Consider the following 16,935-nt stretch of genomic DNA (forward strand, 5'->3'; position numbering starts at 1 on the left):
TAAATTGCGCTAGTTATTTTAATAGCAAGCAAATCGAAAGCATCAGTTCACAATGTTACGATAAAGGCGGAGAAGTCATACTTGAGATACATAACCCTTTTACCAATGATTATTCTTTTATGTGTAGGTAGGCTTTATCTATCTACTCCAGTGTTTTTTCATAAATGCAGGGACATTTTCATTTTGCATTTTAACGAACGGTCTTTGCAAAAATAAATAAGCGCAGCTGCTTACTTCAGCTACGCTTATTTATTTAAATCTTTATGTTGATATTAACCTATAAACCATTCAATTCTCTACCTATACCTTATCTAGATGAAAATCTCTTCATTATGGTCTGTACATGTCATAGCTCTAATGTTTAGTCTCAAATTAACTCCAACGTTTTTCGAGACGCAATATGATGGTAAACTGCACCAATCATACCTGATTGATTTCCAAAACTAGTAGATCTGATAACAGCACAGAATGCTGGATCAATTTCTAAGATTCTCTGTTTTAATTCGTTTATGAATGTTTTTCTTGAAGTAATCCCTCCCCCAATATAAAAAGTAGGAGGAGCAAACACATAATATAAGTTTAAGATGTTCATTGCCAATCCACTATATAAGTCACTAACCAGAAGCGATGCCACTTCTTCCCCTTGGTCGTAAGCTTCAAAGATTTGTTCACCTGAGACATTTTGAAAAGGTATGTTCATACACGTTGCATATTTTTCACGAATGACTGCCAGCGTAGCTGTTTTGTTAAATTTATGATTTTCTGCAATATCACTCGTAACGTGTTCACTGAACATATGTCCAAACTCACCAGATCGGTTACGTCTCCCTCTATAAAGAGCGTCGTTCAAATAAATTGCGCCTCCAATTCCTGTTCCAATAGTTAGACAAAGAAAGTCTGTCTCTTCTTTTGCACTTCCTCTCCATTTTTCTGCTAGAGCTACACAATTCGCATCGTTTTCTGCACTTATTGCCAAATCAGGAAATTGTTCTTTAAAATATGCAAAGATATTGAACCCATTAAAATCTTCAATAGCACCGCCCATTTCAATAAAACCTGTATTAGGATTAATAAAACCAGGTATGCTTAGAGCTAGCCCTACTACATCAGAATCCATTCGGCTTTCAATTTGAGTAAGAATAGTCTGCCCTTTCCTATTGGCTAGAGGTATTTTTACGGATTCAACAAGATCACCGGAAAGAGAAAATTTCCCCATTTTTAAATCGGTACCACCAATATCACAAGCTAATACAAATTTCATTGTATATCCTACTTTCTTCTTCAAAATATTGACTATAACTTCATTATAAGTGCATAAATAAAGAATTACCCCCCTATAAAAGTATACGGGGGGTAATCCTTTATTTAGTTGTTTCAAGCAATATTACTTTCTGATTGTTTTTTTGCTTCGAGCTCTTCATTGTAAGAAATACTATCTTGCATTCTGACAAAAGGAAGATAAATCATCACTGACATCACAATGGTTACTATTTGCAATAAAGCCCCTCTCCAGCCGCCAATCAAGAAGCCAGAAATAACCGGCGGTGTGGTCCAAGGAACCTGAAGTGCATTGAAAGGCTCTACCCATCCCCAAATGATAGAGAAGTAAACCATAAATGATGCGATTGCAGGAACAACAATAAAAGGAACAAACATTATTGGGTTAAATACAATTGGCATACCAAAAATGATTGGCTCGTTTATATTGAATAATCCAGGAGCTAAAGATAATCGACCGAGCTGCTTTAAGTGCGATGACCGTGCCACTATAAGAGCTGCAATAATAAAACCAATGGTAATACCTGATCCTCCTAGTTTCGTAAATACATCCAGGAATTGAATGGTTACAACTTTAGCATTTTCGCCTACAACAAGCTCTTTACCAGAATCCAATATTGCTTGGTTTTGTAGAGCATTGGCTGTTAGAAGCGGTCCCATTACTCCCATAATAATGGCAGCACCATGAATTCCACACCACCAAAGAAGTGACATTAAGACCATGATAAGAACTGCACCAGTAAGCGTGTCCGTCAAATTTTGCACGGGTACTTGCAGCAGTTTATAAACAATTTCAGTGAATGTCTTATTTGCAAAAGCTTGGCATAATCCAAAGACAATGGCAGCTACTGTAATGATGGCAAACCCAGGAATTAGTGCAGAGAACGAGTTCGCAACGCCTGGCGGAACACCTTCTGGCATTTTAATACGAATATCACGCTTAATAAACTGCGAATACACAAAGCCAACAAATAGACCAACTACAATCGAGGCTAGTACACCCTGCCCGCCGGTCCAAACTTTGGGAATAACACCTGTGACGGTTTCTCCGCTTTTTGCCAAGACAGAGGACTGAGTGATAATAAGGAAGGCAACTACACCTAGAATACCAGCTGGCGTACCTTCAATTTTTTCGTTCCGGACGTATGAATAAGCGATTCCAAACACACCAATAAGAGCCAGAATATCAAATGTAGAACCGACAACCTGGGTAAGTGGAAGGTTCCACTGTTCTCCAAAGAATTTTACCATAGCCTCTTCCCAGCCTGGAATCGGGGCAGCGAGAATTAATAGAAAGAGAGAGCCGATAATTGTCATCGGCATTGTTAAAATAAACCCATCCTTAATTGCAAGTGTTGGTTTTGCATTTGCAAATCGAAGGAAGAACGGGGTGAACTTTTCAAATACACTTTCTAAGCGACCCATAGGGGTACCTCCTTAAAGTTCTTCTGCGCGTGTAGCGATAATATCCTTGTACCAAAAGAATGACTGCTTTCGTTTTCTTGCAAGATTATTTTTGTGATCGACATAAATGAATCCGTATTGTTTTTTATAACCATTTAACCAGCTAAGCAAATCAATGACAGACCATGCAAAGTATCCTGAGACGTTAATTCCTTCCATGACAGCTTTTTTGACAGCGCTTAAATGATTTTCAATATAGTCGATTCGAGGTTGATCATGAATCTCTTCACCAACGATAGGATCTTCATCTCCTAAACCGTTTTCCGTGATATACATTTTGATGTCCCCGTAGCGTTCTTTAAGCATACGCATCCCTTCTAGAAAAGCATCAGGAGCGATTTCCCATCCCCATTTGGTATATACCTTTTCTTCTATCATGACTGTTTTGTATACACCGTCAAATGAAGGGTTTCCAGGTTTACCTGTTGAGTTCTCACGTCCACCAGACAATACGAGGGCTGAATCGTTTTTCATTACGCGCTGTGGGCAGTAATAGTTTAATCCGATGAAATCATTCATAGGTGCCGTTCTATGAAGCAAATCCAGTTCCTCTTCTGTCATTTGCGGGAGTAGCCCTTTAGCTTCGAGCTCTTTTATTACATATTGTGGGTAAGCTCCTTTCAAAATTGGATCATAATACCAATGTGTCGAATATGCATTCGCATGTCTTTCTGCAAATTTGTTCTCTTCGTCTTCATCAATGCTAAACGCCGGGTTAAAAACATGAGTAATGCCAATTTCCCCCTCATAGCTTGACTGTTTGAAAAGTTCAACCGCACGGGCATGAGCCACAAACACATTATGTGTCGCCTGAAAGTATGCTTTCGCATCCCCTTCAATTCCTGGTGGGTGAGCACCGGTTAAATAGCCTAACGAACAAAAGATAACCGTTTCGTTAAAGGTAATCCAATTCCGTACTCGATCGCCGAATGCTTTAAAACAAACATCAGCAAACGTGACAAATGCATCGGCTGTTTTAGGATTTAGCCAGCCGCCTTCTTCTTCAAGCGTTTGAGGAAGGTCCCAGTGATACAATGTGACGAACGGAACAATTCCGTGTTTTAAACATTCATCAATGACATTATTATAGAATTCCAATCCTTTTTGATTTACTTCACCTGTACCGTTGGGAAGAATACGTGTCCAGGCAATGGAAAACCGATACGATTCCAATCCCATCTCTGCCATAAGTGCGATGTCTTCTTTATATCGGTGATAATGATCAATGGCCACATCACCGTTTGTTCCTTCAAATGTTTTACCGGGAATCTTTGAGAAGACGTCCCAGTTCGAAACCCCTTTACCGTCCTTGTTCCATGCCCCTTCTACTTGATAAGAAGCTGAAGCTGCGCCGAACAAGAAATCTTTTGGCATTTTCAAATCATTCACCCCGTTTATTTATTCGCTAATTTAATCGCGTGTTCAAGTACTTTTGCACCATTCATCATGCCGTAATCCACCGTGTTAATAACATCAATAGCGACACCTTTTGGTTCACAAACAGCTTTTCCTTTGTTTAACAAATACTTCACCTGAGGACCTAATAAAGCAACATCGATATTATCAACATACTTTTCCATCTCTGACTCAGGGTAAGCTGCAATCTCAGCTTCTACACCACGCTCACCAGCAAACGCTTTCATCTTCTCCACTAACATACTTGTAGACATACCTGCTGCACAGAATAATCCAATCTTCACCATATCAATTCATCCCTTTCAATAAGTTAATTTCTTTTTGCATGGTCATCATATGATCCAATAGCTCTTTCACTAAGATTGTGTTCATCAAATGGTCTTGGGCATGAACCATCAATACACCAACCCGTGCCGATTTCCCTTGGGCCTCTAGTGTGACAAATTTTGTTTGAATAGCATGTGCTTCGTTTAAAATTGAATTCGCTTTTGCTACTTCTGCTTCTGCCTCTTTTACTTTGTTTTCTCTGAGCAGATGTAAAGCAGCGTGATAGCTCGCTTTAGCATCACCTGAAAATGCAATTAATCCAAAGATATCTTCAGAGCTAATCTCAATCGATTCTTCGACCATATATGTACACCCTTTCATAAGTACAAATCTAATTTGTTGGTACAAATTTTATAAATTTATAATAACTCACTCAGATTCATATGTAAACTATTTTTTTTATTTTCAGACAAAAAAAAAGAGCCCTGAGCTCTCTTTGCACCTTAACTACCTTTCATATTTGATACTTTTAGCAATTTTACATGTTTGAAGTGATGCACTGACTGCGAGTAATCAAAAATTGCACCGTTTATTAAATAAACAGTATTATCTACCACCAAAGCCGGATCATTCTCTTTTAATCCCAATAAATCAGCTTGCTCACACATAAGATAATCGGCACGAATAACACGATCTGCAAAACCAATTGCTAGTTGCTGGTCATTGCGTAAATATGTATAAATCGATTTTTTCACAATATTTTCATCAAGGTATTTAACAAGATTTTTGTTGAAATACGAAGTTTCAATTGAAAATGGATCACTATCAACATATCTTAGCCTTTTTACATAATAAATAGGTGTTCCAATCTTACATCCCATATTTTGGGCTAGTTCCTCATCCGCATTAATTAATTTAAAATCTAGCAGCTTGTTTTCTACAAGGCGGTCACTAAAATCATTGGTAACTCCTTGTAGCTTTTCAAGATTAACGTATCCATTGTTGTGATGATTACGAATAAATGCACCGCTGCCCTGAACTTGATATACATATCCTTTATTCACGAGAATTTCAATTGCTTTTCGTACTGTATTACGGCTCACCTGATACTTTGCTGCATATTCATCTTCAGTCAAAAGTTTATTTGTTTTTTGATAAACATGCTCAGTAATATCAGATTCAATTTGGCCAGCTACTTGCAGATATTTTGGCATCATTCTGTTTTACACCTCTCTATACAAACTAAAAAACTAGGGATTATTATAGCATAAAATACGGAAAGAAGTGCTTTTATGAATATACTTGAAATAAAAAAAGCTTTATACCCTTGTTCAATATGAAGATAGCGCTACTACTTATATTACTCCTAAAGTACTGGAGTTGACGTATTGTAAAACATCTAAGATTTTGCAAATCATTATACTTACGGATCAAAAATGAAGTTCGATGGCTTTATCTAATTGCTTTTTTAATACAAGTTAAAGTTAGCTTTAAGTCAAGGTTTCCAAGAATAATTCCAAAAAAAAAACGATTTTTCAAATCATAAAAATAAGTCTACACCTTAACCGTACGGACTTAAAGTTAAGTTAATTCATTGTTTTATTTTGGGGGGGTTCTTGATTTCCTGCTTTACTGATTATCGTAAAGGGAACAAAAATAATAAATAAAATAACTAAGTTCGTTTTCACAATCGTTTCAATTAAAAAGTGCGTTAACCCTGCTTGGGTTAACGCACTTGATCGTTAGGCCTGAACCAGCAAAACTCACTTTTGTATAGAATCTAAACATCCTTTCAAATGCTGAAATAGGGATCCATTTTGACGGGAAGAGTAAGGGTAATTAGTAAATTCAGGGTGCGCATTACGCTCGATTACTTTTAAGCCGATGATTTTTCTGATGACTTATTGCCCGGTGCAAACCAACCCAATAGCGCGATACCAACTAATACTCCATAGAAAATCAGGGTCCAAGCGGTGCTATGAGGGAAATGAGAATCTAAGACGCCGATATCTTTATGCGCAAAAGTAATAACCGCAAGTTTAACACCGACCCAGGCAACAATTGCATATGCTGTCGTTTCTAAGGCAGGTCGCTTTTCAAGGAGTTTTACAAACCAGGTTGCTGCAAACTTGATTAAGATAAGACCTGCAATCCCTCCAAGAACTACAACTGCAAACTGCCCTCCGTCCATACCACCGATTTCTCCAAACTGTGAATCCGGAAGCCCAAGAGCTATAGCGACCGCAGCTAAAATAGAATCAATGGCAAAAGCAAGGTCAGCTACCGCAATTTTCCCCACTGTCGGCCAGAACCCCTTTCCAGCAGACTCCTTCTCATCATCATCATGAATATTCTCATTATGTTTCCCAAACCGCGCCTGAATGACATGCTTCAAACCTAGATACAGAAGATAAACGGCTCCTATGGCCTGTATCCACCAGACGTTGGCGATAAATGAAATGGCAAAAAGAGCTCCAAACCGAAAAATAAATGCCATAAGAATTCCGTAATTAATCGCTCTTTTTTTCTGATCCTCGGGTAAATGTTTAGCTATAACTGCTAGTACAAGAGCATTATCGGCTGATAATAATCCTTCTAACCCGATTAGAATCAATAATGCCCATACGTATTCGAGCCAAATAGATTCCATCCATTTTTCTCCCTTCCAAAATGTAACTTGTTATTCTAAAGGTTTTGTTTACAATAGAATAACCATATATCCTAAAGGCAACCCTAAAAGATAGGATTTTCATTATTTTAACACTAACCTTCTGTAAAATACCGCTTTAAATACAAATAAAAACCAAATTATTAAATTTTTACATTTTTATCATATAACTTCGCCTTGTTAGGTTGTTAATGAAAACGTTGAACCACCATTTATTTATAGGTTTGTCGCTTAACATATAATCGCTATCATTTACCGATTTCCACCAAGTACTTGCGGCCAATTAAAAGAACGGGTAAAACATATTGATCAATATGTTTTACCCGTTCTTTATTTATTTTTTTACGCTAGAATAAAAAAGTCAATTAGGACTAATCCCTACCCAAAACAGGTCCACTAGAGCCTGAGCCGTTTTTTCAGGGCCTCCTAATTCTGTAATTAATTCTTTTTTGTTCCGAATCATTGTGACCGTTGAAAATGTATGCGCAAGCAATCTGGGACTTGCTACGACGATTTCTCCGTTGTCTGCGGCCTGTTTGAATACGTTCTCTAATGCCTCATGTATCGCTTTCTCTGCTTCACGAATTTCACGAATATGATCTTCTGTAAGCGACGAAGTCGCTTCTTGTAATAATGTTTCAAAATCAATATGCGGCCGCTTTAAATGATCCAATGTTACCTCATATAATCTGTGTTTTAACCCATTGGAATTTTGCAATAATTTCTCCGTCTGTTTTGTAATACGTTGGAACATGCTTGATACGGAAACTGTAAACAAAGTTGCCTTATTTTTAAAGTAGTAGTAAACGCTGGCCTTGGTCACATCGCTCGCTTCAGCCACTTGCTCCATTGAAACTTTTTCGTACCCGTATGCCATAAATAAATGAGCAGCTGTTTTCAAAATTTGCTCTCTCGTTATATTATTTTCAGTTGTTATTTTAGGTCTGCCAGGCTTTTTTTTCGGTGTCTGATTCGTATTCATAAGGGCCCTCCTTCTAGTTCAAGAAATTGGCACATTTAAACTAGTTGATTAATTAACCTTCTGGTATATATAATTATTGAAGGTTCTATATATATTGTAATAGAAACAAACAGATTTGGAAATGAGGGAGAATTAATGAAAGAATCACCTTTAGCAACATTCAGTCGATATATGACTGGGAAAGTGAGTCGATGGATTGTAATTGCCGTATGGATTTTGGCAACTGTAGTCCTCACGATTGCTTGGCCTGCTGTGAATAAGACGGAAGTAAACAATGCACCAAACTTAAGTGAGAATTCACCTTCCGTAGAAGCTGAAAATCTTATAAAGAAAGAATTCCCTAATTCATCAGGGGTTCCTGCCTTACTTACATGGCACAAAGAATCAGGTTTGAATAATGATGATCTAAAATCTATTCAGCAAATGGCGGCGGATTTAGAAAAGAAACCATTAGAAGCACAAACGTCTACTCCGCCTTTGCATAAATTACCGTTAGCAGCTCTGCAAAAGATGGTTTCGAAAGACGGAACAACTCTTGTACAGCCTATTTTCTTTGAAGAAAACGTTGAAACGGATGTACTAGAAAAAAACCTAGATACGATTAAAAAACAAGTAAAAGAGAATGTTTCATACGATTCTTTTGCGACGGATATCGATGAAAAAGATAAGCTAAGCACGCGCGTTACAGGACCTGTAGGAATTCAAGTAGATGCAACCAGCCTATTTGAAGGAGCAGACGTTTCCTTACTAATCGCGACAGTTTTATTAGTCTTAATTTTACTTCTTGTAATTTATCGTTCCCCAATTTTAGCGATTATTCCTTTGATCGGTGTAGGTTTTGCCTATGGGGTGCTGAGTCCAATTCTCGGTATTTTAGCAGATAAAGGATGGATTACGGTCGATTCACAGTCCATATCCATTATGACGGTCTTGTTATTTGGAGCCGGAACAGACTATTGTTTATTTTTAATTTCTCATTATCGCGATGAGCTTCGCAAAGTAAAAGATAAGAGACAAGCACTTATCAACGCCTTTAAAGGTGCTTCAGGTGCTATAGCGATGAGTGGCTTTACGGTTGTCATCTCTCTTTTAGCTTTAATCGTGGCAAAGTACGGGGCTTACCACCGTTTTGCAATCCCGTTTAGTTTATCTATTCTTATTATGGGATTAGCGAGCTTAACTCTTATTCCTGCCCTGCTTGCAGTTATGGGAAGAGGTTCTTTTTATCCTTTTGTTCCTCGCACTCCTGAAATGGAAGAAGAATTGGCGAAAAAGAAAGGAAAACCGGTGCGTGACCGAAAAGAGAAAAACCGTTTCGGGAATTGGATCGGTAATGTGGTTACGACTAAACCATGGACAATCATTGTAGCTTGTCTAGTCTTTTTTGGAGCTTTATCCATATACTCTAGTCAAATCAAGTACACGTATGATTTATTGTCTTCTTTCCCTGAAGATATGCCTTCTCGTGAAGGATTTACGATTATCTCTGACGCTTACTCTCCTGGTGAACTAGCACCAGCACAAGTAGTAATTGATACAGAAGGGAAATCGGTAGATCTAGAAAAAGAGTTAAAGAAAAACGATCTTATTAGTACCGTTTCTGCACCTCAAAGCGGTAAAAGTAATAAGGATTTAAAGGTATATGACGTCACGTTTAATGTAAATCCATATAGTATAACAGCTATGGAGGCTATTCCAGACTTGAAAGATGCAGCCGAAAAGGCACTGTCACAGTCCGGAGTTTCCTCAGTAAAATCCAAAGTATGGATTGGCGGTCAAACAGCGACGCAATATGACACGATGACTGTTAGTGATAAAGACAACAGTATTATTGTCCCGTTAATTATTATTTTTATATCGCTGCTGCTAGTGGCTTACTTGCGTTCTATTGTAGCTATGCTTTATTTAGTGGGAACCGTTATCCTCTCTTACAGTGCAGCTTTAGGCTTAGGCTGGCTCATCATCCACAATATCATGGGAGCAGATGCTATCCAAGGAGCGATTCCTTTATACGCATTTGTATTCTTAGTGGCGCTTGGTGAGGATTATAATATTTTTATGATCTCAAGCATCTGGCAGAAAAAGAAATACATGCCGTTAAAACAAGCGATTAAAGAAGGCGTAAGTGAAACAAGCGGTGTTATCACATCAGCTGGAATCATTTTAGCTGCTACTTTCGCGGTTCTAGCAACACTGCCTATTCAAGTTCTGGTTCAGTTCGGAATTATCACGGCTTTAGGTGTTCTGTTAGATACATTTATTGTGCGACCATTCCTTGTACCTGCGATCACTACGGTTTTAGGAAGATTTGCTTTCTGGCCAAGTAAAGCTGAAGTGGTATCAGAAAAAGAGAATTAAGTAGTAAAACAAAGGTGTTTTATAATTGATTTACTATATGGCTTCTATGAATGTAAAACCAAGAAAAAAGCAAAGAGAATATTAATATTCTCTTTGCTTTTTTAATTTACTTCCATCTGTGCTCTTCTTTATCTGTTAGCTTTACGATAAACGGAAATAAACCAATAAGAGATATAGCAACAATCCCACTTAAATAACCTAGCCCCATTAAAGGACCAGCACCTTTAAAGGAGATAAATTGTCTAGTATGGCATTTAGGACACTTCTTTCCTTTCTTAGAAAACCCAAGTAACCATACATTTTTAGCGTTCCATTTGTAATTGCAATGATTGCAACAAGCCATATATATTCTACCTTTCTTGTCTTATGCTTTTATTTGTTTTTATGTAATTTTTGAGCGGAATTATAATGTTAGTTCATATTAGTCTGATGATGATTAAAAGCCATATTTATAATTTCTCCAAGCAACAGTCCTACAGCTGCTACTGGTATAAACACTTTAAACATACTACTAATAGAAACATCTAAGCCTAAAATCAGTAAAAGAAAATAACCAAATAAGAATCCTGTACAGATAAATGAATATTTTTTTATCAATTTTCTCAAAAAAACACCTCTTTTGCTTGAATACTCCATTCACATCTTTATGTATAAAAGGATCATTCATTCTTAACAAAACGTTTATTTCTTTTTTTAACTTGAACGACTTTATAAATAAACAAACCTAAAGAAACCAATAAAATTAACCAAAAGATTTGAAAAGCTACGTCCGCCCAATTAACACTTGATATATCCATATTATCGCCTCCTATATCTTTTACGAACGAATTTCATAAAAGTTCCATATTTGTATTATTTATTGTGTTTTCTAAGTGATATTCTCACTTGCACTTTAGAACCTCCTATAATCAGTCTTAACTTTAAATGTATTAAAAAAGGGGAATACACTTTGTAAAAAGGTGTGATTTTATTAACTTTTTACGTATTACCACAACGGCTGTTGTTCTTTCTTTTTTTGGTGTGATATTCAGAATCGTTTACGGCCAAATAATTGGAGAAAAAGATTTTCAATTAGAAAGTCTCATTGGTCTCTTCGTTGGATTTTTTGTGAGTATTTTTTTCATTTATTGTTTTAATGATTATCGCGAAAAGAAAAAACATAATTAATTCACTAATTAGCAAACGAAGTGCTCGCTGTAAATTTTAATAATCTAGAATGACTTTCCGCACAACTTTCATAAAAGCAGGTATTTAGGATAAATTATTACTGAAGAAACATATGCTACTGGAGGTCGTAACTTGTTAATAGGTGAGATTGTTCAAAAGCTAAATAATGGTGCTTCTTATGAAGATATTGCTTCTTCCATTAAAATTAGTGAAGATATCTTGAAAGATGATTTAAAGAAATTCGGATTTCATTACGATGATAAAGAAAGAAATCTCGTATTTACAGGATACGAATCTGAATATGAAAATACACTTTGTGTTTGTTACTCTGATATCAGGAAACTTTCTACTTAACATTTTTGCGTTAAAATGATATTACTTCTATTAAATTATAAAAGCGCGGGCTGCATTCAGTCCGCGCTTTTAACCCTCTTCATTTTAGCTCTCTTTTTAATACTTTACCGAGCTGGTTTTTAGGGAGTTGATCAATAAAATAAACTTCCGGAACTTTGTAACTTGCTAGACGATCACTACAATAGTTTAGAATATCTTCTTTTGTTAAAGAAGAATGAGGATCCTTTACTACATAAGCTCTAGGTTTTTCTCCATAAACAGGATCTTCTACTCCTACTACAGCAGCTTCTATAACCGTACCTATTTGCTCAATGATTTCTTCGACCTGATCGGGATAGATATTATCGCCGCCATATACGATAACATCTTTATAGCGTCCCATAATATATAAAAAGCCGTCTTGATCTATCTTTCCAGCGTCCCCCATATAGAACCAGCCATCTCTAAGAACTTTGTCAGTCGCCTCTTGATTATGCCAATAGCCTTTAAAACAATAGGGGCTTTTTATAATAATCTCTCCAACTTCTCCCGTTTTCATTTCTTGTCCTGAATCAGGATCCATAATTTTTACTTCTACACCAGAAAGAGGCTTGCCTGCGGATTCAATTTTTTCATCTCCCATATTTGGTGTCCATACACTGACTGTCCATGCTTCTGTACTTCCATACCCTTGTATCATGCTGATGTCTAATTTTTCATATTCCTGAATAAGATAAGCAGGAACTTTTGCCCCTCCGGCAATAGCAACCTTTAGTGAAGATTTCTTTGACCCTGCATTTTTCACTACTTCGAGCATTTGCATATACGTAGAGGGAAACGCTAACATCATAGTGATCTTATGAGTTTCAATCGTTTCCCAAATGATTTCCGGTGTAGGATCTGACAACAGAAATAACCCCATTCCGTTGGAAACAGATTTCAAAATATTATTAATAGAACTCATATGATAAAAAGGATGCGAGGCAAGAAATCGACCATCTTCTTCATAATCGATTCGTTGACTCGATGGTTGTATATAAGAATACACATGACCATGTTCAATCATACAGCCTTTTGCGTTACCAGTAGTTCCAGAAGTAAAAAGAAGCATCGCAATGTCATCTTGGAAGACCTGTATATTTGGATTTGATGTGGAGTACGTAGAAAAAATTTCATTATATTCTTCAACTGTCTCCACACTATTTTTTCTTCCTACTTGTAAAGTAATAACGTCATTTAATAGTTCAGAATCAAAAGGAATAACCTCATGAAATTTTTGGTCGTAGAAAATAACTTTAGGTTGTGCACTGTCTAAAATATCGATAATTTCATACTTCGTCAGCTGCCAGCTAATAGGAACCGCTACGGCTCCAATTCTTAATGCAGCTAGCAGAATGGTAGGAAACGGATGATTATTTTGACATAGAATTGCAATTCGATCTCCTTTTTTAACATTATGGCTTAACAGGTAATGAGCCAGCTGATTGACACGTTCATTATATTCTTTAAATGTATGGAAAGATGTACTCCAAATTAAAGCCTCTTTTTCAGCAGATTGTTTAGCTCTTTGCTCTAATAGTTCTCCAAGTGTATACATGATAGCTCTCTCCTTTAATGATAATTACCAGTTTGAATCATATTTAAATGGTGCTTCCTTCTAATTATTTTTAATTCTATAAACTACATTACCCACACTTAACGTTAACGCAAACGTAAATTATAGACGTTTGAAAAATTCATATCTTTTTAGCATGTAAAAGATACATATTAGTCATTCAGAAAAGACTATTCCATATACTTTGAAGCTTATGCTGAGGAATTCATAGCGTTTGATCTTGTAGGATTCTTTTCTTTTTTTAACTTTAGTCTCCTTTTGTAGCAGCTATTACGTATGTTCTCTTTCTATGCATCGAGTTAATTGCTAGTTGCACTCTCCATGTGAATAACAAAAGTCTTAAGAGTTATATTAATAAAAACGCTAAGATAATATAGAGCTTCTCTTCTTGCTATAGGATCTATAAATGACCATGGAGGAAAATATGAATAAAGTCTTTTTTATTTTTATGATTATTGGTGTACCTCTTTCAATTATTGGCAGCATGTTTAATTGGAATTATATTTTCATGTTTTTTATTTATTGCGTGACATTAATTAGTTTGGCTAATTACATTAGACGTTCCACTGAAAGCCTTAGCGTTGTAGTAGGTCCAACAGCAGGCGGATTACTGAACGCTACGTTTGGCAACGCTGCGGAAATTATTATTTCATTTTTTGCATTAAGTAAAGGATTAAATACAATCGTTATTTCCTCCATTACGGGAGCAGTTCTTGTTAATCTTCTTTTTGCCAGTGGAATATCCATGATCGTTGGAGGTATTCGATTTAAAAAGCAAAAATTTAGTGTGTTTAAAACACGACATAATACTTCCCTCTTAATGTTTGCTATTATCGTAACTTTTGTATTGCCATTTATCTTTGCAAAACGCTTGGATGATAAAGATATGCAGGTTCTATCCACTTCTTTTGCTATTGTGATGCTGACCATTTACCTGCTTGCTCTTCTTTTTAAACTTGTCACACATAAAGGGATTTTCACCGGAAACTCAGAAGAAAATGGAGAGGAACCAGAATGGGGAAAAAAGAAAGCAATCGTTGTGCTTGGACTGGCCACAATTGTACTAGCTTATATTAGTGAAAAACTTGTTGGCACCATTGAGCCAGTAGGTGATGCCTTAGGCTGGAGTCACGTTTTTATTGGAATTATTGTTGTGGCCATAGTGGGAAGTGCTGCAGAGTACGTGTCAGCAATTGCCATGGCCTATAATAACAGAATGGACGTAGTGGTGGAGATCTCCATTGGTTCAACCGTCCAAACGGCCATGTTTGTTGCTCCTATACTTGTTCTGTTCTCATACTTGTATGATTTCTTGCCTCTTGTGTTTAATACAGCAGAAATGATTGCGATGATTCTTGCCGCTCTCATGACGGTGACCGTTGTGAACGATGGTGATTCCAACTGGTTCGAGGGTGTTTTACTTGTTGGTACCTACATTGCGATAGGCTTTAGTTTTTACCTTTTATAGAATTTTCTCAAGAAAAAGATGAAAATTTCAGCTTACATAAAGACAAAGCTTAATCATCTTTTTAAATCTTGACGAATAATATATACACAAAAATTTGCTTTTCTTTTGCATGGTTTTCAACTTTAAACACAATTAAAGTATTGCTGTATTGATAATATATAATCGTATATGAACAAGAAAAACGAGCTCTTATCTGCTAAGAGCTTGTTTTTTATATTTATTTTATCTACCTTACATATAACCGTTTCAAATAAACAAAAGACACCAGTAAACCTAAAATGTATGTACATATTTTGAAGCGAATGACATATTAATAGCTCAAGAGACAGTGTTTACTAATAAAAGTTAGAGGAGATGAGAGTGAGAATGGATAAGTTTAATTCACAATCATCCACTGATCATCCAAACCCGCAAGTATGGAATTTTGTTTCGGCTCCTAATTTACATCCCATGAAGGTTACCATTACTACTAATAAGCCTGGAACAGCTCCCGGCCTATTATTTGTTGCACCCTATACGGTATATGGAGCAGCGATGATTGGACAGACCGGCGCACTAATTATGGATCAGACGGGTAATCCAGTGTGGTTTAGACCGCTTGCTAGTAGGTATATCCAAAATACAGACTTTCGAGTACAAATGTACTGTGGGAACCCTGTTCTTACGATGTGGCAAGGGACAATTTCAGGAACTCAAACCGCAACCCCAAACCTTCCAGCTGGTGATCCTGAACCTGGTGCTTATTTTCAAATTATCAACCAGCATTATGAGGTCATTAAAAAGTTATTTGCTAAAAAAGGATTTACAGCTGATGTGCATGAGTTTACAATCACCAAACGGAATACGGCTTTGTTTACAGCCGTAAAACAAATACCCGCAGATTTATCTAAGTATGGAGGGCCATTACATGGGTATTTTAGTAATTACTCTATTCAAGAAGTAGACATTGAGACGGGAGAGCTTCTTTTCTTTTGGGATGTACTTAAACATATTAATCCATCTGATTCGATGGTACCTGCTTCATCCGCAACAAGCTCTAATAATATATGGGATTGTTACCACGTAAATTCAGTCGAAGAAGGTCCAAACAATACACTTTTAGTGAGCATGCGTAGTATGTGGGCTATTTATAATATTGACAAAGAAACGGGAAAGGTAATTTGGCAACTTGGTGGAAAGCAAAGTAATTTTAGGCTTGGACCGAACGCTAAATTTTCTTGGCAGCATGATGCGCGCTACAGGTCCGAAAACAGGATAAGCTTGTTTGACAATGCCTGCTGTGCTTCTCCTGATTCTCCACCTCAAGGGCAAGCGCGTGGTTTAATTCTTCACTTAGATTATAACCACAAGGTTGCAAATGTAAATCGAACATATTATCATGACCCCGCTTTATATGTTCCAAGTCAAGGAAATGCGCAAAAGCTTTCCAATGGAAATCAACTCATTGGGTGGGGACAAGAACCGTACCTTTCGGAATTTAGGAACGCTGGCAATACACGGAGAAACCCTTCATTTAATTTGTTATATGATATGCAGTATCCAAATCAGAATCTTTCGTATCGAGCCTTTAAAAATAAGTGGGTAGGTCTCCCACTTTATCCGCCTAGCATAACTGTAGACTTATTGCCCGACGGTGAAGCTACAGTTTACGCATCATGGAATGGTTCAACAGAAACAGTCGCTTGGCAGGTGCTGGCGGGACCAACACCTTTTAAATTGTCAGTAGTGGTATTTAGTACCCCTCGTACTGGATTTGAAACAGATATTCATGCTGAGGCAGGTGGTCCCTATTTTCAAGTCAAAGCATTAGATTCATGCGGGAACGTCATTGGTACATCACCAACTACTTACGTGAAAATAAGACGAAATAGACGAAAGTGAGCATTAATAATCCTCTATTAGATTTTTTAAAATGTTCG

16 protein-coding genes are annotated in these 16,935 nt (G+C 36.8%); 4 read left to right on the top strand and 12 right to left on the bottom strand.

Annotated elements, in window-relative coordinates; translation table 11 throughout:
• Positions 1–367 precede the first annotated feature (367 nt).
• The 8 genes from ACXAE4_RS19315 to ACXAE4_RS19350 form a co-directional block, all read right to left on the bottom strand.
• Positions 368–1,261: an ROK family protein gene (locus ACXAE4_RS19315; RefSeq protein ID WP_289578852.1), complete on the bottom strand. Its 894-nt coding sequence runs from the start codon at positions 1,259–1,261 to the stop codon at positions 368–370.
• Positions 1,262–1,374: 113 nt separating this feature from the next.
• The gene (locus tag ACXAE4_RS19320; protein ID WP_221817133.1) at positions 1,375–2,703 is read right to left on the bottom strand and encodes a PTS sugar transporter subunit IIC; all 1,329 of its coding nucleotides are present in this window, start codon (positions 2,701–2,703) and stop codon (positions 1,375–1,377) included.
• A 12-nt stretch (positions 2,704–2,715) separates the two neighbouring features.
• Positions 2,716–4,122, bottom strand: coding sequence for a glycoside hydrolase family 1 protein (locus tag ACXAE4_RS19325; RefSeq protein WP_098999962.1), 1,407 nt, complete (start codon positions 4,120–4,122; stop codon positions 2,716–2,718).
• 14 nt (positions 4,123–4,136) lie between these two features.
• Positions 4,137–4,445 (bottom strand): PTS sugar transporter subunit IIB, encoded by a 309-nt coding sequence (locus ACXAE4_RS19330; RefSeq protein WP_014460687.1) that lies wholly within the window; start codon positions 4,443–4,445, stop codon positions 4,137–4,139.
• A gap of 1 nt (position 4,446) precedes the next feature.
• Positions 4,447–4,788 (bottom strand): PTS lactose/cellobiose transporter subunit IIA, encoded by a 342-nt coding sequence (locus ACXAE4_RS19335; RefSeq protein WP_098999963.1) that lies wholly within the window; start codon positions 4,786–4,788, stop codon positions 4,447–4,449.
• Positions 4,789–4,928: 140 nt separating this feature from the next.
• Positions 4,929–5,642: a GntR family transcriptional regulator gene (locus tag ACXAE4_RS19340; RefSeq protein WP_014460689.1), complete on the bottom strand. Its 714-nt coding sequence runs from the start codon at positions 5,640–5,642 to the stop codon at positions 4,929–4,931.
• Between the two features lie 659 nt (positions 5,643–6,301).
• Entirely contained in the window at positions 6,302–7,075 is a 774-nt protein-coding gene (locus ACXAE4_RS19345) for a TerC family protein (protein WP_098999965.1), read from the bottom strand.
• A gap of 379 nt (positions 7,076–7,454) precedes the next feature.
• Positions 7,455–8,075: a TetR/AcrR family transcriptional regulator gene (locus ACXAE4_RS19350; RefSeq protein ID WP_098999967.1), complete on the bottom strand. Its 621-nt coding sequence runs from the start codon at positions 8,073–8,075 to the stop codon at positions 7,455–7,457.
• Between the two features lie 135 nt (positions 8,076–8,210).
• Here ACXAE4_RS19350 and ACXAE4_RS19355 point away from each other — a divergent pair, with 135 nt between their 5' ends.
• Complete coding sequence (locus ACXAE4_RS19355; RefSeq protein ID WP_098999968.1) at positions 8,211–10,433, top strand: MMPL family transporter; 2,223 nt, start codon at positions 8,211–8,213, stop codon at positions 10,431–10,433.
• 106 nt (positions 10,434–10,539) lie between these two features.
• Here ACXAE4_RS19355 and ACXAE4_RS19360 read toward each other — a convergent pair whose 3' ends face one another.
• The 3 genes from ACXAE4_RS19360 to ACXAE4_RS19370 all read right to left on the bottom strand — a co-directional run bounded on the left by ACXAE4_RS19360 (position 10,540) and on the right by ACXAE4_RS19370 (position 11,230).
• Positions 10,540–10,776, bottom strand: a complete 237-nt coding sequence (locus tag ACXAE4_RS19360; protein ID WP_028413857.1) for a hypothetical protein — start codon at positions 10,774–10,776, stop codon at positions 10,540–10,542.
• Between the two features lie 68 nt (positions 10,777–10,844).
• The gene (locus ACXAE4_RS19365) at positions 10,845–11,039 is read right to left on the bottom strand and encodes a hypothetical protein (RefSeq protein ID WP_028413858.1); all 195 of its coding nucleotides are present in this window, start codon (positions 11,037–11,039) and stop codon (positions 10,845–10,847) included.
• A gap of 53 nt (positions 11,040–11,092) precedes the next feature.
• Entirely contained in the window at positions 11,093–11,230 is a 138-nt protein-coding gene (locus ACXAE4_RS19370; RefSeq protein WP_165635762.1) for a hypothetical protein, read from the bottom strand.
• Positions 11,231–11,732: 502 nt separating this feature from the next.
• Between ACXAE4_RS19370 and ACXAE4_RS19375 the strand changes: the two genes are divergently transcribed.
• On the top strand, positions 11,733–11,954 hold the full coding sequence (locus ACXAE4_RS19375) for a hypothetical protein (protein ID WP_098999970.1): 222 nt from the start codon (positions 11,733–11,735) through the stop codon (positions 11,952–11,954).
• 79 nt (positions 11,955–12,033) lie between these two features.
• On the opposite strand, the gene ACXAE4_RS19380 is transcribed toward ACXAE4_RS19375, so the two are convergent.
• A complete protein-coding gene (locus ACXAE4_RS19380) occupies positions 12,034–13,530 on the bottom strand; it encodes a class I adenylate-forming enzyme family protein (protein WP_098999971.1) in 1,497 nt (498 codons plus the stop codon).
• 442 nt (positions 13,531–13,972) lie between these two features.
• Between ACXAE4_RS19380 and cax the strand changes: the two genes are divergently transcribed.
• Both cax and ACXAE4_RS19390 read left to right on the top strand, forming a co-directional pair.
• Positions 13,973–15,016: a calcium/proton exchanger gene (gene cax, locus ACXAE4_RS19385; protein WP_289578851.1), complete on the top strand. Its 1,044-nt coding sequence runs from the start codon at positions 13,973–13,975 to the stop codon at positions 15,014–15,016.
• A gap of 366 nt (positions 15,017–15,382) precedes the next feature.
• The gene (locus tag ACXAE4_RS19390) at positions 15,383–16,897 is read left to right on the top strand and encodes an arylsulfotransferase family protein (RefSeq protein WP_098999973.1); all 1,515 of its coding nucleotides are present in this window, start codon (positions 15,383–15,385) and stop codon (positions 16,895–16,897) included.
• Positions 16,898–16,935 lie beyond the last annotated feature (38 nt).

The organism is Priestia sp. ABM2_011 (assembly GCF_056158845.1).

What these genes read in the sequence shown, in the direction of transcription:
- ACXAE4_RS19360 (WP_028413857.1), bottom strand. Translation starts at nt 10,776, where the DNA reads ATGGCTTGTTGCAATCATTGCAATTACAAATGGAACGCTAAAAATGTA.
- ACXAE4_RS19320 (WP_221817133.1), bottom strand. Translation starts at nt 2,703, where the DNA reads ATGGGTCGCTTAGAAAGTGTATTTGAAAAGTTCACCCCGTTCTTCCTT.
- ACXAE4_RS19345 (WP_098999965.1), bottom strand. Translation starts at nt 7,075, where the DNA reads ATGGAATCTATTTGGCTCGAATACGTATGGGCATTATTGATTCTAATC.
- ACXAE4_RS19380 (WP_098999971.1), bottom strand. Translation starts at nt 13,530, where the DNA reads ATGTATACACTTGGAGAACTATTAGAGCAAAGAGCTAAACAATCTGCT.
- ACXAE4_RS19390 (WP_098999973.1), top strand. Translation starts at nt 15,383, where the DNA reads ATGGATAAGTTTAATTCACAATCATCCACTGATCATCCAAACCCGCAA.
- ACXAE4_RS19355 (WP_098999968.1), top strand. Translation starts at nt 8,211, where the DNA reads ATGAAAGAATCACCTTTAGCAACATTCAGTCGATATATGACTGGGAAA.
- ACXAE4_RS19350 (WP_098999967.1), bottom strand. Translation starts at nt 8,075, where the DNA reads ATGAATACGAATCAGACACCGAAAAAAAAGCCTGGCAGACCTAAAATA.
- cax (WP_289578851.1), top strand. Translation starts at nt 13,973, where the DNA reads ATGAATAAAGTCTTTTTTATTTTTATGATTATTGGTGTACCTCTTTCA.
- ACXAE4_RS19315 (WP_289578852.1), bottom strand. Translation starts at nt 1,261, where the DNA reads ATGAAATTTGTATTAGCTTGTGATATTGGTGGTACCGATTTAAAAATG.
- ACXAE4_RS19330 (WP_014460687.1), bottom strand. Translation starts at nt 4,445, where the DNA reads ATGGTGAAGATTGGATTATTCTGTGCAGCAGGTATGTCTACAAGTATG.
- ACXAE4_RS19340 (WP_014460689.1), bottom strand. Translation starts at nt 5,642, where the DNA reads ATGATGCCAAAATATCTGCAAGTAGCTGGCCAAATTGAATCTGATATT.
- ACXAE4_RS19335 (WP_098999963.1), bottom strand. Translation starts at nt 4,788, where the DNA reads ATGGTCGAAGAATCGATTGAGATTAGCTCTGAAGATATCTTTGGATTA.
- ACXAE4_RS19370 (WP_165635762.1), bottom strand. Translation starts at nt 11,230, where the DNA reads ATGGATATATCAAGTGTTAATTGGGCGGACGTAGCTTTTCAAATCTTT.